The organism is Pseudooceanicola profundi (assembly GCF_050897955.1).
In the GTDB taxonomy this organism is placed as follows: domain Bacteria; phylum Pseudomonadota; class Alphaproteobacteria; order Rhodobacterales; family Rhodobacteraceae; genus Pseudooceanicola.
In genome coordinates, this window is sequence record NZ_JBPAXZ010000001.1 from 2512194 (window position 1) to 2526278 (window position 14085).

Sequence of the window (14085 nt, forward strand, 5' to 3'; positions counted from 1 at the left end):
TGAACTTTCACCACCCCCCCTGATCAGGCGAGGCCGCGCTTCTCCAGGCTCTGTTTCTGCCCGTCGTGCCATTCCTTCGAGACCGCCTGCAGGTTCGCCTCATCCCAGAACAAGTCTGGGTCCCAGCGGTGCGGTTTGCGGTGGTCGATCACCGGGCTGTTCGGCGCGGGATACTTGCCGACCAGCAAGACGCCGGTCTGCTGACAGGTCCAGCCGTCCCGTTTAAGGATCGCTGTTCGCAACCGTGACCATCGCGCAGTCTTGTACCAGTTGCCCTGCGCCGGGCGGCGCACGTGGCCAGAAGTATCGGCCGCAGCGCGCAGCCGGGATGTCGGCTTGCCAAGACGATTGGGCAGGCCGCGACCTTTCAGACGACCCATGTCACGTCAAAGGCACGATGCGATAGATGACGATCAACGGACCAATGTGGATGATCACATCAACCCGATCGATGGAAACGCCAACAAACCACTCGCAAGGCCTCAGCTTAACCGAGACCCGAGAGCTCAGGATCATCCAGCCGCCTCGACCGATCCCATACCACTTGGCGTCGAGGTTCATGCTGCACCTTCTCGTTTAGGCTTTTCGTTTCGTTTAGCGACGCGAAACCCATGGGCTTCGCCGCACCGTATACGGTTGCGGCCCCGGAAGGACCCGTGAAGGCCCGGGACCACCGCTGCCCAGCGGCCCCGGACGCGCATCAACCGCCGCCACCTGGGAGGATGTCTGCTTGCGACCGCTGATCTGGATGGTTTCGCGGTGGGTATGATCCACTTGAGCTGACCGAGCAGCTCCACCCGGACATAGAAACGCCCGGCAGCGGGGTCTCCGCTCCGGGCGCAATCTGTGATGATGACATATCTGTAGGATCCGGTCGGCCTAAGTGTCAATCCACATTTTGAGGTCGAGCCAGATCAAAGCCCCGCATGCGGTCCAGAGCGGCGCAGAGTGCAGCTCGCAGCGCGGCCCTGACATTCTTGTTATCACCCCATCCATGCGCCTCCAGCACCTGCGTGAGCGTCATGCCACCAACGCACACGCTGTCGACCAGCACCTGATCCCGGATCGCGCGCCGCTGCCGTTCGATCAGCTGGGCTTTAGCCTCGGCCTCGGCTTTGGTCCGCGTCTTGCCGGGCCGTATCCTGCGGACGGCCTTGGCCAGACCATCGCCGATTCGCCGTTCGAAATACCTCAGGCGCTGGAAGTCCCGAAAGATCGCCGCCTCGCGATCGCCACCACCAGCGCTCTGGGCCCGCAGCGTTTCGAGGGAGGCGCATTTGACTCCAGACCCGGCGCATCTTTCCACCAGGGCCGCATATTCGCGACCGATCTCCACCTGACCGATGGAGTAGGGCGGGACAAAGGCCACCGCCTTCTCGCCGCGCTTCTCCCGGCGCTTGGCTTCCGCCGCGTGTCGCCGCTGGGCCTGCTCCGTCATCACATCGAAAGCATCGGCCTGACGCAGTGCGCGCAGGCCCATATAGCCATCGTGACGGCTTCGCGGACCGGCAGCAGTCATTTCGCTGCGGCGCGGGACAAAGGTTCGGTATGCGCCACGCGCGGGCGCCGCGATGATCCTAGGCCCGCATTCGTCGGGTATCATCGCCGCATCCCGGATCGCTGCCAGGCGCGCGGTCTCCTCGGCAAGGCGCAGGTCTGCATCGCAGATCGAGCCTATCCGGGCTGACCCCAACCGGTTCACGTAGATCGTTTCCGGATCACTATGGATCATGCCGCATCCTCCCGCCCAGCAGAGCCCCGCACCAGTTCGCGGGCGGCGGCTTCGTCGATCTCATAAGCGTGGAGCATGCCCTCTTCACCCGGGCGCAGCGGCACGTCGCGACGAAGACGGTCGCGCGCCACATCGACTTCGGAGGCCCACTGCCGCGCCCTTTTCGCAATCAGGTCGCGCTCTCGGTCATTCAGAGGCGGGCGATGTTTGACGGTCCAGAAGCGGTATTCAGCCACAAGGCGACCATCCTCCTCCGCGCGGCGCCCGGCCTCGCTGGCGAACCAGCTTGCCAACCCGGGCATATCCTCAATCGGGCGCGGCTGGGCGGCCTGGGCGAAGGCAATGATCGTGGCGCGCGCCGGCCAGAAACAGCGCGCCGACCCTTCGCCCTTGTCCCGCAACGCAAGATACAGGCGGTCGAGGTTCTGATCCGTCAGATATCCGACATCATCGGCGATCTGGGCCAATCGCTTGCGCTCCTCCTCGATCGGGGTGCCTTTCTTGAACCGGAACCCGAGCGCCTGCAGCGGTCCGATCAGGAACCGTCTCACCCGCTGGCGGTTCGCTTCGTGCTTTTCACCGTCCGTCATCGCCTTCCCCTTTCTCTGCCCTTCTGAACCATCCACAGGCGCATCCGTCCGGCGAGCGCCTTTCTGTCTTTTCTTGTCGTGTCTTGTCCTGTGCAGGCGGACACATAAGGCGCAAATGTCTGGGACAATGTCCGGTTTATGTCCGGGCTATGTCCCTATGTGTCCGAGGACACAAAACGGACACTCGCTATTCGTTCTGAGGTTTCCTGAAATACCCGGCGCGGACCTTGTCGACGCAGGCCATGATCGCGGCGTGAAGCTGTTCCTGTGTCCGGCGCTTGTTCCCGGCCCGCTCCATCGACTCGCGGATGTGCGCATCGACAAACCGAACCTGCGCCGGTTCGATCGCGATAGAGGGCGCGAGGCCCGCCAGCGTCTCCGCCAACCGGTTGATCCTCTTTTCTGTCGAAGAGGCATCCGTGCGGGCGGCGTTGATCTCCTTCCGGCTCAGCGCCTCGATCACAATCCGGGTGACGGTGTCGTGCATCAAACGGACCTGACCGTCGTCGCACAGACATTTGCGCCAGCCGTGCAGAACACCGAACGGCCTCTCGACCAGAGATTTGAACGTGACGGGATCGACCTGCGGCTGGATCACCCGCGACAATCGGTCGATATTGACCGGCAATGTCCCGACCGGGGTCTGTTCGTGCGCATACTGGATAAGTTCGAACCAGATGCCCTTGACGTCATGGCTGGCGTTCCAGCGCATGTCGCTGTTCATGTAGCGCTTGAATTCCCAGGCGATGAAGTCATGCGTGTCCAACCGGACGCTGGACGGCACGGGGTATTCCGGCAGGTCGTTTTCGCCGACCAGTTCAAGTTTGGCGACGTTCATTCTTCAGCCACCTCGCGCCCGAACACCCGCACCTTCGCGGCCACGGCCTCCAGCTGCATCGCCAGCATCTCCGGATCATCGAGAAAGCCATTCAGCAGCATCAGCGGGGCGTGATCCCCGATTGGTCCCTCCGGCCAGACGGACCAGAACGGCAACCCGTTCTCGGCCTGCCCGATGCGGACCTGATAATGCGCCAGCGGAAGGTGCTCCTCCCGCACGATACGGGCATAGTTAACCGGCATGCGTCACCTGTGCCCGCCGCAGTTTGGCCAGCCAAAAAGGGGGCGCAAGCGGTGCCTGCGCCCCAAGTTCAACAGGGAGGTCCCCGGGCGTCCCCGCCGGGGTCGGGATATCGCCGGAGTGCGCAGCGAGGGAGGAGGAGACGCCGCGCACTCCATTGGCCACGCCGTCACCTGCCATGACACGCGGCTCTGCCGGTGACCCGGCTATCTCTTCGGACAGGACATCCAGCCGCCCGACCGCATTCAGCGCGCGGGCCAGAGAATAACCCATATGGCTGATCATCTGACGCGCGGCCTGCAGTTCCTGATAGGTCAGAATGTGCCGGTAGGGGCGCAGGGCTTCGGGCATGATGCGGTTCACGACGCGACCTCCGCCAGAGCCTCTGGAAACTCGGAAAAATAGCGCGGACGGTGTCCCGCCGCCCGCGCCCAGGTGGGGCCGGAAGGTCTTCCCTCCTCCGGCCCGGCAGTGCGGACCAGGCCCGCATTCCGTGAGTGTTTCGTGCATCCGATCATGTATGCACCTTCAGTGCGGCAGGGATCGATCTGGGATCGCAGGCGAGAGTTTGACGCGGCACGAGCGCCCGAATCCGTGACGCGATTCGGCGTCGTGTTTGCCAATTTGGCCGATGAAACGGGAATCTTCGGAGAGGTGAAAAGCGCCGCCCCATGAACAGCACATGGATAGTCAAGAATTGGCCACCCCAAGATGTGGTGGTCTGACATTATCGATATGTCGAAAACTTGTGCCGACCAACTTGGACGGGGTATTTTGGGATATCCGGGCCGATGCACCAACATCGACCCGGAATGCGAACCCGCGACGCATACAACAAAATCGCGGCTCACAGCTCTTTGGAGTCCAAACCTCCTCCGAGCCATCACCAAGGAAAGGACATTCCTATGGCGACAACGAAACACCCACTCACGGGTGTAATTCTGAACGATCTCGGGATTCGACGGAAGACGCTCAGCTATATGGACGCGGTTACCGCCCATATTCTGAGGCTTCAAGGTGTCACCTTCACCGAAATCGTTCACATGCTGGGCACCAACGCGCGCCGCATCGGCGAAGTCTTCCGTGGTGATCTTCACCCGGAGGCCGAAGCCGAGGCCGTCGAAGCCCTCCGCCAGAGCGGCACATTGCTGATCTGACGAGGTAACGGCGGGGCAGCGCGGACGCGACTGCCGCGGAGGACCGCCGTTACCGCCCATCGACGCGCCCGCGCGCATCCCATTCGATCGGATGCCCATCATGTCTGCCTCCGCAGGACCATGGGAATGTCCTTCGGATCGCGGGCCAGCGGCTCCAGCATCTCCAGAAGCTGCGCCGCGACGGGCCGCAGCATGGCCGCCTCCCGATGATCGACGTGACCGTCCTCCAGCGCCTCTGACACCAGCGACACCATCCCGCCCAGCATCGCCAGAATGCGCATGTGCTCCGGCTCCTCAGACCCGGCGACCTTGGCCGACTGCCCGCATTCTGCCAGCACATCGCTGGTGAAAGCCGGGCCAAGGACGGAGCAGAGCGAGAGGAACGCGTGCAACGGAGGGGCGGTGCCGTCGACATAGCTCCGCAGGGTCCGCTCGGGGATGCCGGTCGCCTCCTCCAGACCCGCGAAGGTGTGGCGCCGGCCACGACCGACCCGCAGCTGGAGCGCATCCATCATGCGCCGCGCCGCAGCATCCTGCTGAACTATGGGCATCTTTTTCATGGTTTTGTTGTCCTCTGCCGTGCAGCATGCGGAGTATGGTAGAGAGAGTTTCAAATGGGGACCGAGTAGGCGGCGAACGCGGTCATGCCGCCGCTTCAGGCGGCGATGTTCCGGCCGAGAACGGTACAAAATCAGTCGGCGACAACTGGATTTTGTGGATTTTTGCTTTCTCCCAGACTAGCTCCTTATGCTCGTCAGGAATGCTACGCCGATCCTTCCAACTCTGGACGGTCGACGGAGGCTTGCCGATTTTGCCGGCCATAGGCCGAACGCCACCGAACGCCTTGATGATGCGGTCAACATAGCTCATGTCCGCATCATGCGCACAAAGCGCACAGAAATCAACCGCAAAAAGCGTACAGACACTCTCAGGCAGCTGTGCTCACTTTGCGAACATGAAGGACGCGGAAGAGTTACGAGCGGCGGTTAAAAGTATCCGTGAAAGGGCTGGCCTGACGGTCCGCAGCATGGCTGATTTGCTGAACATGAGCCCCTCCGGATACAGCCATTATGAACAGCGCATCAAAAGCAAGTCGCTGCCGCCTCAAGTTGCCGGCCAAATTGCCGAAGTCGTAGCATCACGGGGCGTGCCGCGAGAGGACGTCTACAATCTTGTTATCATCGACGAAAAAGAGAGCGGACAGCCATATCGCTTAGCAAACAAGGAGGAAATGGCGCCTATTGGTGATGCGCTCGTGTCCATCTACGATATCGAGGCGCAGGGCGGCATCGGCATGGTCCCATCGGCCTACGAGGCCGTGGTCGACCAGCTCGCTTTTCCACCCGGCTACCTCCGTTCCATCACCAGCACGCCCACGGGGAAGCTGGCAATCATCGGGGTTGTCGGCGCCAGCATGCAACCGACGCTGAACCACGGCGACATCGTGATGGTCGATATGACAAAGACCGACATCGATTTCGACGGCATGTTTGTAATACGGATCGGCGAGGCGCTTAAAGTTAAGCGCGTCAGTTGGGGGCCCCGCCGGCAAAGCATCGTGATACGGTCCGACAACGCTAACAAGATACAATTCCCCGACGAAGAGTATTTTGAGAGCGACGACGTGGCTGTGATCGGTAGGGTAGTCTGGGTAGGCGCCAAACAGCCATAGGGAGTGCACCACAATGAAACTTAGTTTTGCGGCCGTAATGTTGCTCGCGGCATGCACTGGGCTAGAGCCTGTCGAAATTCCTGCCACTCTAGGAGGGGCGCCCGCTAAAGGCATCATTAACAGTAACACCCGTGGGCCGAAATTCATGACACTCAATGTTCTCGGACAACAGACCAACTGCGAAACGAAGTGGCGATACGACAACTTCGCCCAGTCGCTGCCATTGACCGTCATCTGCTCCGACGGCCGTAGCGGTAAAGGATCGGCCACCAGACCCAAGGGTCGCTTTGGCGCATTTGATGTACAGTTCGCCCTTGAAGATGGAACTATTGGAACCGCCATATTGGATTAAATAGCAAAATCGAGGACGTGGGGAATTTGCTCTGGTTCAATCAGATAATCCCAGCACGATGCAGTTCTCGGACGAGGAATACTTCGAGAGCTACGATGTGCGCGTTGTCGGCGGGGTCTTCTGGGTGGGCGCGACATCGGTGTCAGCCCAAAGTGCTAGATGTCGCACTAATGGTTTTGGAACGACCAGGTGCTCTGACGGGTCCAGATGTCGGACGGATGCGTTCGGAAATACCCGCTGCCGGAAGTGACGCAAGATGTTGATGGAGAATAGGCTCTGAACAAGGTGATGTGCGCGAACGCGACAAGTACAGGACTTACTCAGAAACGGTTATCAAATGTCAAAACTATTGCCTGGACTGGTTGACGTCTCTGAGAAATCCGAAGACCTCGATGATGATGCATTCCTGACGCTTTACTTCCAAACCGCTCCTGGCCGCCGCCCCTCCCTGACGGCGCTCGGATCCGCCTTCATGGAGTTCGACCGCTTCGCAGGAGGAGTGTTGGCACGCTCGGACGCCCTAAGCAATGTCGAAATTGTCTTCGACCGCAGTGAATCAGGGAGCCTGCGGATCGTCACGAAGGCAATCGGTTCCATCAAGAAATCGCATCTAGAATTCCTCGCCAGCGTGATTGTTGTATCCCTGCTGGTGCAACCGCTGACTGGCATTGTCACAGAAGACTTCTGGCGAAGGGTCCTTGAGCAGATAGGTTACGACCCTCGCACACTCTCCGATGAAGACGTCCGCGCGATCGGGGCTGAAGTCAAAAGATTACAGGAAGAGGACGACTTAAAGCGAGCCAAGCGTAGCTTTTATCAGACACTTGAAGACGATGACGCTATCAAAGGTTTCAGCGCCCTCCCCTCTGATCCACCTGGCCCACCAGACCTGATAATACCGCGATCAATGTTCTCGTCTGTCGCCCCGCCCATCTCCAAGGAAGACGAGCAAGCCAAAGAAAGGAAAGTGTTAAGCAGAATGCCTCTGACGCTCCTGAGGCCGGTCTTAAAATTGGACAGCAAAAGCAGCTGGGGATTTGTCTCCGGACAACAGCACATTAGCGCGAAAGTTGAGGATGCGGAATTTAGACGGAAAGTCTTGAAGCAAGAGCTCAACGTCCCCCTCGCAGAAGGTGTAACACTGGACGCGAACGTTGAAGTAACTCAGAGGTACGTCGACGGAGTCTGGGAGAACATCGCTTACTCAGTGAAAAGGGTTCATTCTTGGCGCCCCCCAGAAAATCAGCCGAGCTTAATTCCGGAAGAACGGGATTAAAACCACGACGACCGCCAAAACGGCAACGAAGACTGGCACACCAACCTCTGGCCCGAGAGACTGGATGATCGTCAGCACGATGGCTACGCCGACCGCGAAAGCGATGAGCTCCAGAAAAACCTTAAGCAAACGTTTGAAGTAGGACCGCATGATGCCTTTTACCCTCCGCGGCAACACCCTGCGAGGAAAATAAGAAGACAATATTTCACTTTACAGATACCCCCTCCGCCCGGCCTCGCGCCGGGCTTTTTCATGCCCGGACGCCGAGCCTGACGAACTCGCTATAGCACAGTGATTCTACTTTGTGCGCAAAAACCACCCAAACGTACGCATTTTGCGCTTGACGAATGTTCGCATTATGCGCACATTCTGCCTATCCAGACGTCCGACTACCGTCCGCCAGTGAAGATCGCGGGCCAGATGGGAGACCCACCATGCCGCACTACCACCCCGACGCCATTGCCGCGGTCACCAACCCCGGCACCTATGCGCATCTCCCCTGGTATCTCTGCGATGCCTGGCTGCGTCTGAAGGACCAGCAGGGCCATCCGGTGACCCGCAACCGGCTGGACCGGCTGGACCGCCCCGCCGTTCCGGCAGGCGCCGTCTACACCCCTGCAGAGGTCATCGACATCGCGCTTGGCCGCGCCCTCGGCACCACCCGCGCCGCGATCCGGGCCCGGGGTCTCACCCCGACCGGGGGCGATGCCGCATGATCACGATCCTCGAACGTCGTCGTCAGCGCGCCGCCCTCTGGCGCCGGGTCCGGCATGGCGCTGAAATGGCCATCGGCGCAGTCGTGGGCGGCGCGCTGGCTCTGCTGGCGGTCTGCGGCCTCCTGATCGCGATCGACATGATCCGCCTTGCCAGCTTCATCGCCCCCGGCAGCCTGATCGGGGGCTGGTGATGCCTGACCTGCAACGCCTCATACTCGATACCATCGCGACGCAGGTCATCGACGATGTGCTGGATGACGCCCGGCTGCTGATGCTGCGGGGCGAGGCCCGGCGCCGGCTGGCGGACCGGGTGAACCAGTTCAAGCGCGGGCTGGAACAGATCGGCTTCGCGCCGTCTGTCGGAAGCGACCCGGGCGGGCGGCTGCGCATCACCATCGACGTGGATGCCTGGACGGCACCGGTTGTCGCGGCGGAGGCCAAGACAGATGAAACCTGACACTCGCGATCTCTTCTGGATGATCTGTCGCACGCCGACCGGTCGCCATTCAAAGACCGAGCCCCGGGCGCGTTATTCGACATTCGAAGCCGCCTGGGACGATGCCGCGAAACTGGCGCGCGAGACGGGGATGAATTTCAGCGTGCTGGCGCATGTGGACATTGTCACGCCCGGCGACCGCCTGACGCAGAGCTCATTGTTCAAAGGAGGTCTCGATGTCTGACGCCCCCGAAGTTTGCGCCCAGTGCGGGGCATCCCCCGAATTCGACGGCGCGACGGGCACGCTGCTGATCAACAATCAGCCGGTGCGCTTCGACCTGTTGTGGGTCTGCGGTTTCGACGCCGGTGACGGCGGCGCGGAATACCACGGTCCGCTGATCGAGCTGCGCGTGCCCTCCGAAACCATCGGCCTCGCCACCCTGCGCAAGCTGGGCTGGCCGGGCCATTCCTGACAACGAGCCTGACCTATGCCGAAAAAGGATACGAAAATGCCCCAGGACCTGAGCCCCGCCGCGCAAGCCTTTGCCGATGCGCAGGCCTCCAATCCCACCCCGGCGTTCAAGGAAACGGATGCCGATCGGGACGTGCGGGACAACGTCTACCGTGTCACCGCCGGTGAGCTGCGGCAGTTCATCGAGCGCTTCGAAAAGCTTGCTGAAGAGAAGTCAGAGATTGCCGATCAACAGAAGGCCGTCATGGCAGAAGCCAAGGCGCGGGGCTACTCGACCGTGGGCCTTCGCCGCATCATCGCGATCCGCAAGCGCAATGCCGATGATGTCGCCGAGGAGGATGCGGTTATCGACCTCTACAAAGAGGCTCTCGGGATGTGCTGATGCCCTGCTTTTTCGTCGAGCACAGGAAGCATGATCGTTGGTGGCCCGCCCGCTACCACGACGCCGCACCTGCGGTCCGCAAAGTGGCCGGGAAACTCCGGATCGTCACGGCAGACGGATACGGCCCGGAAATCCGCCGGGCGCCGGTCGAGATCAACAAAGGCCACGAGCACCTGACGCTTGATCAGCTGCACCAATGCTACTCACCCGACGGGAGATTTTTCCATGTCTGACAAAGACGACCCCCGCCGCATCCCCGTCGAGGATTACGAGTTCTCGACGGAGGGTCGCGATCCCGCGTTTCCGCCCGGATGGTGGATCGGCTTTAGCCTCGTGGCGCTCATCGCCGCCGGGGCGGGCCTTGCCTATGGGAGCTTGTGGTGATGCTGGAACCTCTGGATCTTTCCCTCTTCGACGGTGTCGTCGACCGTTCCCAATGGTCGGGGCTGACTGCACCGGCCAGCGGCACCGTCGACCTCCTGATGGTTCCGGTCTCCCAATTGGCCATCGACCGGGACTATCAGCGCCGCGTGTCGGACAACGGTCGATCCCGGATCGTTAAAATCGTGAAGGGCTTCTCATGGGCTCGTTTCGGCGCGCTCATCGTGTCGGAAACCGCCGGTGACCGACTGGCCATCGTGGACGGCCAGCATCGCGCTATCGCGGCCGCCTTGCTGGGCGTTGAGGCGGTGCCGGCAGTTGTGGTCCGGCAGACCGAAGTCGCGCGCCAAGCCATGGACTTCGTCGGCATCAACACGGTGCGCACCACCGTCGCGTCGATCGACAAGTTCCGGGCCCGCGTCGCGGCTGGCGATGCCGATGCCGTCCAGGTGGCGGAAACGCTCGATGAGCTGACCATCTCGACAGACGTTCCGGCAGGCATGAGCTTGCGCCCGCGGGAAACCCGGGCGGTCGCCACGCTGGAGAAGATGCAGAAGCGGTTTGGGCGCGGCGTGGTCTTCACGACTCTGGAGACATTGATCGAGGCTCAGCCCGACGTCTCAAACCTGCTCACCGCTTTCGCGATCGAGGCGACGGCGATCGTCGTGCACAAGATGATCGATGCCGAACGCGACCTTGAACGGCTCGATCCGATCCTTGCTGACACGGATTTCGAGACCCTCAAAGCGGAAGCGGCCCAGCTGGTCAAGCTGACCGGCGGGCAGACCGCTCCCAGAGGCGCTGAGCTTTTACTGAAGCACGTGAATAAGGGGCTGCGGGAGAAGGTCGCATGATCCTGACCTGTCTGAAAACCGGCCGTTTTTGGCCTTTGCAGAGCGAGGCAGCGGGCGATCGTGCAGCCCGGACACTCGGGCTTAAGGATTACACGATTGAGGAGAAGGCGGCATGACCCCTGAAGAGTTCCGTTCCCTCGCACGGCCCCAGATCAGAAAGCTGGCCCGCCGCGGCAAGCTGGTGGACACCGCCTTCAAGGTGTTCTGCGACGCAGTCTATCCCGGCTGCCCAGAGGATCAACGCGCGGCCTTGCGCATCGCCTTTTTCGCAGGGGCGCAGGAACTGCATGTGCTGCAGATGACGGCCGTCGACGAGGGCAGCGACATCACCGACGACGACTACCTGATTTACGGGCAGATTGCCGAGGAGATTGAGCGCTTCCACCAGCGCACGCTGGCCGCGATGGAAGCGGCCGGGAGGGCGAACTGATGAACGACCCAACAAGCCAAATCAACAGAGACGAATTGAACTGCCCAGCCTGTCCCGAACAACCCCTTCTTTTGGTCCAGAGATGCGCCACAGATGAAATCGAGAACGGCGTGCAGTGCACGTGCCCAATTTGCGGCTTTTTTCTGGGTGGATCCATACCGGTTCAGGTTGAGGGCGCAGTGAGGGTGTTGGGATTCTACCTACTGAGGGAATTGGCATGAAGCACCGCGCCGCAACCCGGCGCGGCACCCTTGCCCTGCGTAGCGCCGGCCGCCGCTACGTAAGGGCCAAAACCAGCGGCGCAAAAGGAACAGATAGAATGAAAGACTTCCAGTTTCAGCTTGGCGACAAAGTCCAGGTCTCTCCAAAGGAATCCGGTGAGGTTGTCGGACGCGTGGAATACACGAACAGCGACCCGCAGTATTTCGTTCGCTACGTCTCCGGCGACGGTCAAAAGGTCGAGCGTTGGTGGAATGGCGACGCACTGACTGCCGCCTGAGGTCTCTTTCTGCCGCCCGGCGAGACCCGGGCGGCAGCGATGGACATCAACGGAGAGAAACCCGATGCAGAACCGAACCCCCATCGGCGTCTACAAGACCGACACCGGCTATGCGGCTTATGACAAGCACGGCGTGACCTGGAAAGTTTCTGCAACCGAAGCAGACGACATCAACGTTGCGAAACCGACCGCAAAGTGACCCACCAGCCCCGCCATAATCGCCACACGACACGAGAACCGGACCCGGACATGCTCCGGTTCGTCCGGGCCTTGGCACGGGCGCAGGCGAGGGCGGATAATGCGGCAGACACAGGGGATTCGACATGCAGCGACGCAGGGCCGCGATCTACGCGCGATACTCGACAGACCTCCAGCGCGACCGATCTATCGACGATCAGATTGCGCTTTGCCGTGAACATGCCGCCGCAGCGGGCCTGACGGTCGTCACAACCTTCTCCGATCGCGCCAAGACATCGGCCAGCCTGATCGGCCGGGACGGCATCCAGGACCTGCTGGCCGAGGCACGGGCGGGCATGTTTGACGTGGTGGTCGTCGAGGCACTCGATCGGCTAAGCCGCGACCAGGAAGACCTCGCGGGCATCCACAAGCGGCTGGAGTTCTCCGGTGTACGGCTGGAAGCCTGCGGCGGCGGTGAGGCGGATGCGATCCAGATCGGTGTGCATGGTCTGTTAGGTCAAATCTGGATGGGCGAGCACAAGAAGAAGGTGCGGCGCGGCCTCGCCGGTGTGATCAGCGACGGTCGCAATGCCGGCGGCAAGGCCTATGGGTACCAGCCGATACAGGGGGCGCCCGGAGAGCTGGAGATCGTCCCACACGAGGCCGAGGTTGTTCGGCGGATTTTTGAGACCTACGCCGCCGGCCAGTCTCCCCGCGCGATCGCGGCGGCCCTGAATGAGGACAGCGTTCCCGCGCCCCGAGGCGCCCGCTGGAACGCATCCACGATCAACGGCAATGCCAAGCGGGGTCACGGCATGCTTCTGAACCCGCTCTATGACGGCCGGATCGTCTGGAACCGGGTGACGATGGTGCGCGACCCTGAAACCGGGCGACGCGTGTCCCGCGTGACCGACGACGACCAGCGCCGGCAGGTAGCAGCCGAACACCTGCGGATCGTACCACCCGCGCTCTGGGCCATCGTGCAGAACCGCAAGTCTGGCAATGCCCGCGCTGCGGCCGGGGGTAGGGCCGGTCACAAGCCCAAGCGGCCATTCTCAGGCCTGCTGCGGTGCGGGTGCTGCGGTGCGGGAATGTCGATCCTGAAGACGCGCGGCGATTCAGTCTGGATCAAGTGCAGCCGGCGGAAAGAAAGCGGCGACTGCGACAACAGCCGGCAGGTTCGCCTTGATCGCGTTGAAGCCGCGATCTTCGAACGGCTCCGCGCGGAATTGGCCGATCCGGTCTATGTGCGCGAATATCTTCGGGCCTATCACGAGGAGCGGGCCCGGGTGCGGTCGGCGGCCGTGAAGGACCGCGCGCAGCTGGAACGGACGGCCGTGAAAGCCCGTGCGGCCCTGAACCGGGCACATGAGCTGTATGTCCAGGGCGTCACGGATGGCCCGGAGGCTGTCGAGCAGCTGCGTCGTATGAACGTCGCGGCGAAGGAGGCCGAGGCCGCACTTGCGCAGCTGGACGTGGAAGCGCCGACGCTCACTCTCCATCCGAAGGCCAGCGATCGCTACATCGAAGCCATCGACCGACTCGGCTCCGCTCTGCGTGCGGACATGGACGAAGAGGCCATCTCGATTCTACGCGAGCTGATCTCGACGGTCACCATTACACCGGCAGAACCGGGCACTGTTGAGGTGGTGGTCGAGGGCAAGCTCTCAGCAATTCTTGGGGATTTTGTCCCCGGATGGGGGGAGCCTGTGGTAGCGGAGGAGGGACTTGAACCCCCGACACGCGGATTATGATTCCGCTGCTCTAACCAACTGAGCTACTCCGCCAGACCGGGGCCGTTTAGGCTAGAGGATCGCGCGGGTCAAGCGGGAAATATATCGGCAGTATGAAGGGCCCGCCCTTGCCTCGCGCCCGGTGCAG

At 61.7% G+C, this 14085-nt stretch carries 27 protein-coding genes and 1 tRNA gene; 17 read left to right on the top strand and 11 right to left on the bottom strand.

Features of this window, described 5'->3' with window-relative positions; genetic code table 11:
* Nucleotides 1-23: 23 nt before the first annotated feature.
* From ACRARG_RS12655 to ACRARG_RS12685, 7 genes are all read right to left on the bottom strand, one after another.
* Nucleotides 24-380, bottom strand: a complete 357-nt coding sequence (locus ACRARG_RS12655; RefSeq protein WP_432690375.1) for an HNH endonuclease — start codon at nt 378-380, stop codon at nt 24-26.
* A 1-nt stretch (nt 381) separates the two neighbouring features.
* The gene (locus tag ACRARG_RS12660; RefSeq protein ID WP_432690376.1) at nt 382-561 is read right to left on the bottom strand and encodes a hypothetical protein; all 180 of its coding nucleotides are present in this window, start codon (nt 559-561) and stop codon (nt 382-384) included.
* Nucleotides 562-886: 325 nt separating this feature from the next.
* Nucleotides 887-1732, bottom strand: a complete 846-nt coding sequence (locus ACRARG_RS12665; protein WP_432690377.1) for a hypothetical protein — start codon at nt 1730-1732, stop codon at nt 887-889.
* Nucleotides 1729-2322 carry a hypothetical protein gene (locus ACRARG_RS12670; RefSeq protein ID WP_432690378.1) on the bottom strand — a complete coding sequence of 198 codons (594 nt, stop codon included), beginning with the start codon at nt 2320-2322 and terminating at the stop codon, nt 1729-1731. Before ACRARG_RS12670 ends, ACRARG_RS12665 begins: the two co-directional genes overlap by 4 nt.
* A 187-nt stretch (nt 2323-2509) precedes the next feature.
* A complete protein-coding gene (locus ACRARG_RS12675) occupies nt 2510-3160 on the bottom strand; it encodes a hypothetical protein (RefSeq protein ID WP_432690379.1) in 651 nt (216 codons plus the stop codon).
* Nucleotides 3157-3402, bottom strand: coding sequence for a hypothetical protein (locus ACRARG_RS12680; RefSeq protein ID WP_432690380.1), 246 nt, complete (start codon nt 3400-3402; stop codon nt 3157-3159). The genes ACRARG_RS12675 and ACRARG_RS12680 overlap by 4 nt, the downstream gene beginning before the upstream one ends.
* Nucleotides 3392-3763: a hypothetical protein gene (locus ACRARG_RS12685; RefSeq protein WP_432690382.1), complete on the bottom strand. Its 372-nt coding sequence runs from the start codon at nt 3761-3763 to the stop codon at nt 3392-3394. Before ACRARG_RS12685 ends, ACRARG_RS12680 begins: the two co-directional genes overlap by 11 nt.
* Before the next feature lie 542 nt (nt 3764-4305).
* Between ACRARG_RS12685 and ACRARG_RS12690 the strand changes: the two genes are divergently transcribed.
* Entirely contained in the window at nt 4306-4557 is a 252-nt protein-coding gene (locus tag ACRARG_RS12690; protein WP_432690383.1) for a hypothetical protein, read from the top strand.
* Between the two features lie 98 nt (nt 4558-4655).
* Here the strand turns inward: ACRARG_RS12690 and ACRARG_RS12695 are convergent, their stop codons facing one another.
* Both ACRARG_RS12695 and ACRARG_RS12700 read right to left on the bottom strand, forming a co-directional pair.
* Nucleotides 4656-5117 (bottom strand): hypothetical protein, encoded by a 462-nt coding sequence (locus ACRARG_RS12695; protein WP_432690384.1) that lies wholly within the window; start codon nt 5115-5117, stop codon nt 4656-4658.
* Between the two features lie 82 nt (nt 5118-5199).
* A complete protein-coding gene (locus ACRARG_RS12700) occupies nt 5200-5427 on the bottom strand; it encodes a carph-isopro domain-containing protein (RefSeq protein ID WP_432690385.1) in 228 nt (75 codons plus the stop codon).
* 85 nt (nt 5428-5512) lie between these two features.
* Between ACRARG_RS12700 and ACRARG_RS12705 the strand changes: the two genes are divergently transcribed.
* The 3 genes from ACRARG_RS12705 (at nt 5513) to ACRARG_RS12715 (ending at nt 7857) form a co-directional block, all read left to right on the top strand.
* Complete coding sequence (locus ACRARG_RS12705; RefSeq protein ID WP_432690386.1) at nt 5513-6229, top strand: S24 family peptidase; 717 nt, start codon at nt 5513-5515, stop codon at nt 6227-6229.
* Between the two features lie 145 nt (nt 6230-6374).
* Complete coding sequence (locus ACRARG_RS12710; protein WP_432690387.1) at nt 6375-6581, top strand: hypothetical protein; 207 nt, start codon at nt 6375-6377, stop codon at nt 6579-6581.
* A 337-nt stretch (nt 6582-6918) separates the two neighbouring features.
* Nucleotides 6919-7857 (top strand): hypothetical protein, encoded by a 939-nt coding sequence (locus ACRARG_RS12715; protein ID WP_432690388.1) that lies wholly within the window; start codon nt 6919-6921, stop codon nt 7855-7857.
* Here the strand turns inward: ACRARG_RS12715 and ACRARG_RS12720 are convergent.
* Nucleotides 7834-8007: a hypothetical protein gene (locus ACRARG_RS12720; protein WP_432690389.1), complete on the bottom strand. Its 174-nt coding sequence runs from the start codon at nt 8005-8007 to the stop codon at nt 7834-7836. The two genes, ACRARG_RS12715 and ACRARG_RS12720, sit on opposite strands and share 24 nt — an antisense overlap.
* A 284-nt stretch (nt 8008-8291) precedes the next feature.
* Between ACRARG_RS12720 and ACRARG_RS12725 the strand changes: the two genes are divergently transcribed.
* From ACRARG_RS12725 to ACRARG_RS12785, 13 genes are all read left to right on the top strand, one after another.
* Nucleotides 8292-8573 carry a hypothetical protein gene (locus tag ACRARG_RS12725; RefSeq protein ID WP_432690390.1) on the top strand — a complete coding sequence of 94 codons (282 nt, stop codon included), beginning with the start codon at nt 8292-8294 and terminating at the stop codon, nt 8571-8573.
* Nucleotides 8570-8764, top strand: coding sequence for a hypothetical protein (locus ACRARG_RS12730; RefSeq protein ID WP_432690391.1), 195 nt, complete (start codon nt 8570-8572; stop codon nt 8762-8764). The genes ACRARG_RS12725 and ACRARG_RS12730 overlap by 4 nt, the downstream gene beginning before the upstream one ends.
* Nucleotides 8764-9030 (top strand): hypothetical protein, encoded by a 267-nt coding sequence (locus tag ACRARG_RS12735; protein WP_432690392.1) that lies wholly within the window; start codon nt 8764-8766, stop codon nt 9028-9030. The genes ACRARG_RS12730 and ACRARG_RS12735 overlap by 1 nt, the downstream gene beginning before the upstream one ends.
* Nucleotides 9020-9253, top strand: coding sequence for a hypothetical protein (locus ACRARG_RS12740; RefSeq protein WP_432690393.1), 234 nt, complete (start codon nt 9020-9022; stop codon nt 9251-9253). Before ACRARG_RS12735 ends, ACRARG_RS12740 begins: the two co-directional genes overlap by 11 nt.
* Nucleotides 9246-9482, top strand: a complete 237-nt coding sequence (locus ACRARG_RS12745; protein WP_432690394.1) for a hypothetical protein — start codon at nt 9246-9248, stop codon at nt 9480-9482. Before ACRARG_RS12740 ends, ACRARG_RS12745 begins: the two co-directional genes overlap by 8 nt.
* Nucleotides 9483-9518: 36 nt before the next feature.
* The gene (locus ACRARG_RS12750) at nt 9519-9863 is read left to right on the top strand and encodes a DUF2312 domain-containing protein (protein ID WP_432690395.1); all 345 of its coding nucleotides are present in this window, start codon (nt 9519-9521) and stop codon (nt 9861-9863) included.
* Nucleotides 9863-10096: a hypothetical protein gene (locus ACRARG_RS12755; protein ID WP_432690396.1), complete on the top strand. Its 234-nt coding sequence runs from the start codon at nt 9863-9865 to the stop codon at nt 10094-10096. Before ACRARG_RS12750 ends, ACRARG_RS12755 begins: the two co-directional genes overlap by 1 nt.
* Complete coding sequence (locus tag ACRARG_RS12760; protein ID WP_432690397.1) at nt 10089-10247, top strand: hypothetical protein; 159 nt, start codon at nt 10089-10091, stop codon at nt 10245-10247. Before ACRARG_RS12755 ends, ACRARG_RS12760 begins: the two co-directional genes overlap by 8 nt.
* Nucleotides 10247-11098, top strand: a complete 852-nt coding sequence (locus ACRARG_RS12765) for a ParB N-terminal domain-containing protein (RefSeq protein WP_432690398.1) — start codon at nt 10247-10249, stop codon at nt 11096-11098. Before ACRARG_RS12760 ends, ACRARG_RS12765 begins: the two co-directional genes overlap by 1 nt.
* Nucleotides 11099-11210: 112 nt before the next feature.
* Nucleotides 11211-11528: a hypothetical protein gene (locus ACRARG_RS12770; protein ID WP_432690399.1), complete on the top strand. Its 318-nt coding sequence runs from the start codon at nt 11211-11213 to the stop codon at nt 11526-11528.
* 217 nt (nt 11529-11745) lie between these two features.
* A complete protein-coding gene (locus ACRARG_RS12775) occupies nt 11746-12027 on the top strand; it encodes a hypothetical protein (RefSeq protein WP_432690400.1) in 282 nt (93 codons plus the stop codon).
* Nucleotides 12028-12091: 64 nt separating this feature from the next.
* Nucleotides 12092-12226, top strand: a complete 135-nt coding sequence (locus ACRARG_RS12780; protein WP_432690401.1) for a hypothetical protein — start codon at nt 12092-12094, stop codon at nt 12224-12226.
* A gap of 124 nt (nt 12227-12350) precedes the next feature.
* Entirely contained in the window at nt 12351-13958 is a 1608-nt protein-coding gene (locus ACRARG_RS12785; protein ID WP_432691366.1) for a recombinase family protein, read from the top strand.
* Here ACRARG_RS12785 and ACRARG_RS12790 read toward each other — a convergent pair.
* Nucleotides 13915-13991: transfer RNA gene (locus tag ACRARG_RS12790), tRNA-Met, on the bottom strand. The two genes, ACRARG_RS12785 and ACRARG_RS12790, sit on opposite strands and share 44 nt — an antisense overlap.
* Nucleotides 13992-14085: the final 94 nt, after the last annotated feature.

Coding starts and splice junctions, on each gene's coding strand:
- ACRARG_RS12655 (WP_432690375.1), bottom strand. CDS start 380: ATGGGTCGTCTGAAAGGTCGCGGCCTGCCCAATCGTCTTGGCAAGCCG.
- ACRARG_RS12660 (WP_432690376.1), bottom strand. CDS start 561: ATGAACCTCGACGCCAAGTGGTATGGGATCGGTCGAGGCGGCTGGATG.
- ACRARG_RS12665 (WP_432690377.1), bottom strand. CDS start 1,732: ATGATCCATAGTGATCCGGAAACGATCTACGTGAACCGGTTGGGGTCA.
- ACRARG_RS12670 (WP_432690378.1), bottom strand. CDS start 2,322: ATGACGGACGGTGAAAAGCACGAAGCGAACCGCCAGCGGGTGAGACGG.
- ACRARG_RS12675 (WP_432690379.1), bottom strand. CDS start 3,160: ATGAACGTCGCCAAACTTGAACTGGTCGGCGAAAACGACCTGCCGGAA.
- ACRARG_RS12680 (WP_432690380.1), bottom strand. CDS start 3,402: ATGCCGGTTAACTATGCCCGTATCGTGCGGGAGGAGCACCTTCCGCTG.
- ACRARG_RS12690 (WP_432690383.1), top strand. CDS start 4,306: ATGGCGACAACGAAACACCCACTCACGGGTGTAATTCTGAACGATCTC.
- ACRARG_RS12695 (WP_432690384.1), bottom strand. CDS start 5,117: ATGAAAAAGATGCCCATAGTTCAGCAGGATGCTGCGGCGCGGCGCATG.
- ACRARG_RS12700 (WP_432690385.1), bottom strand. CDS start 5,427: ATGAGCTATGTTGACCGCATCATCAAGGCGTTCGGTGGCGTTCGGCCT.
- ACRARG_RS12705 (WP_432690386.1), top strand. CDS start 5,513: ATGAAGGACGCGGAAGAGTTACGAGCGGCGGTTAAAAGTATCCGTGAA.
- ACRARG_RS12710 (WP_432690387.1), top strand. CDS start 6,375: ATGACACTCAATGTTCTCGGACAACAGACCAACTGCGAAACGAAGTGG.
- ACRARG_RS12715 (WP_432690388.1), top strand. CDS start 6,919: ATGTCAAAACTATTGCCTGGACTGGTTGACGTCTCTGAGAAATCCGAA.
- ACRARG_RS12720 (WP_432690389.1), bottom strand. CDS start 8,007: ATGCGGTCCTACTTCAAACGTTTGCTTAAGGTTTTTCTGGAGCTCATC.
- ACRARG_RS12725 (WP_432690390.1), top strand. CDS start 8,292: ATGCCGCACTACCACCCCGACGCCATTGCCGCGGTCACCAACCCCGGC.
- ACRARG_RS12730 (WP_432690391.1), top strand. CDS start 8,570: ATGATCACGATCCTCGAACGTCGTCGTCAGCGCGCCGCCCTCTGGCGC.
- ACRARG_RS12735 (WP_432690392.1), top strand. CDS start 8,764: ATGCCTGACCTGCAACGCCTCATACTCGATACCATCGCGACGCAGGTC.
- ACRARG_RS12740 (WP_432690393.1), top strand. CDS start 9,020: ATGAAACCTGACACTCGCGATCTCTTCTGGATGATCTGTCGCACGCCG.
- ACRARG_RS12745 (WP_432690394.1), top strand. CDS start 9,246: ATGTCTGACGCCCCCGAAGTTTGCGCCCAGTGCGGGGCATCCCCCGAA.
- ACRARG_RS12750 (WP_432690395.1), top strand. CDS start 9,519: ATGCCCCAGGACCTGAGCCCCGCCGCGCAAGCCTTTGCCGATGCGCAG.
- ACRARG_RS12755 (WP_432690396.1), top strand. CDS start 9,863: ATGCCCTGCTTTTTCGTCGAGCACAGGAAGCATGATCGTTGGTGGCCC.
- ACRARG_RS12760 (WP_432690397.1), top strand. CDS start 10,089: ATGTCTGACAAAGACGACCCCCGCCGCATCCCCGTCGAGGATTACGAG.
- ACRARG_RS12765 (WP_432690398.1), top strand. CDS start 10,247: ATGCTGGAACCTCTGGATCTTTCCCTCTTCGACGGTGTCGTCGACCGT.
- ACRARG_RS12770 (WP_432690399.1), top strand. CDS start 11,211: ATGACCCCTGAAGAGTTCCGTTCCCTCGCACGGCCCCAGATCAGAAAG.
- ACRARG_RS12775 (WP_432690400.1), top strand. CDS start 11,746: ATGAAGCACCGCGCCGCAACCCGGCGCGGCACCCTTGCCCTGCGTAGC.
- ACRARG_RS12780 (WP_432690401.1), top strand. CDS start 12,092: ATGCAGAACCGAACCCCCATCGGCGTCTACAAGACCGACACCGGCTAT.
- ACRARG_RS12785 (WP_432691366.1), top strand. CDS start 12,351: ATGCAGCGACGCAGGGCCGCGATCTACGCGCGATACTCGACAGACCTC.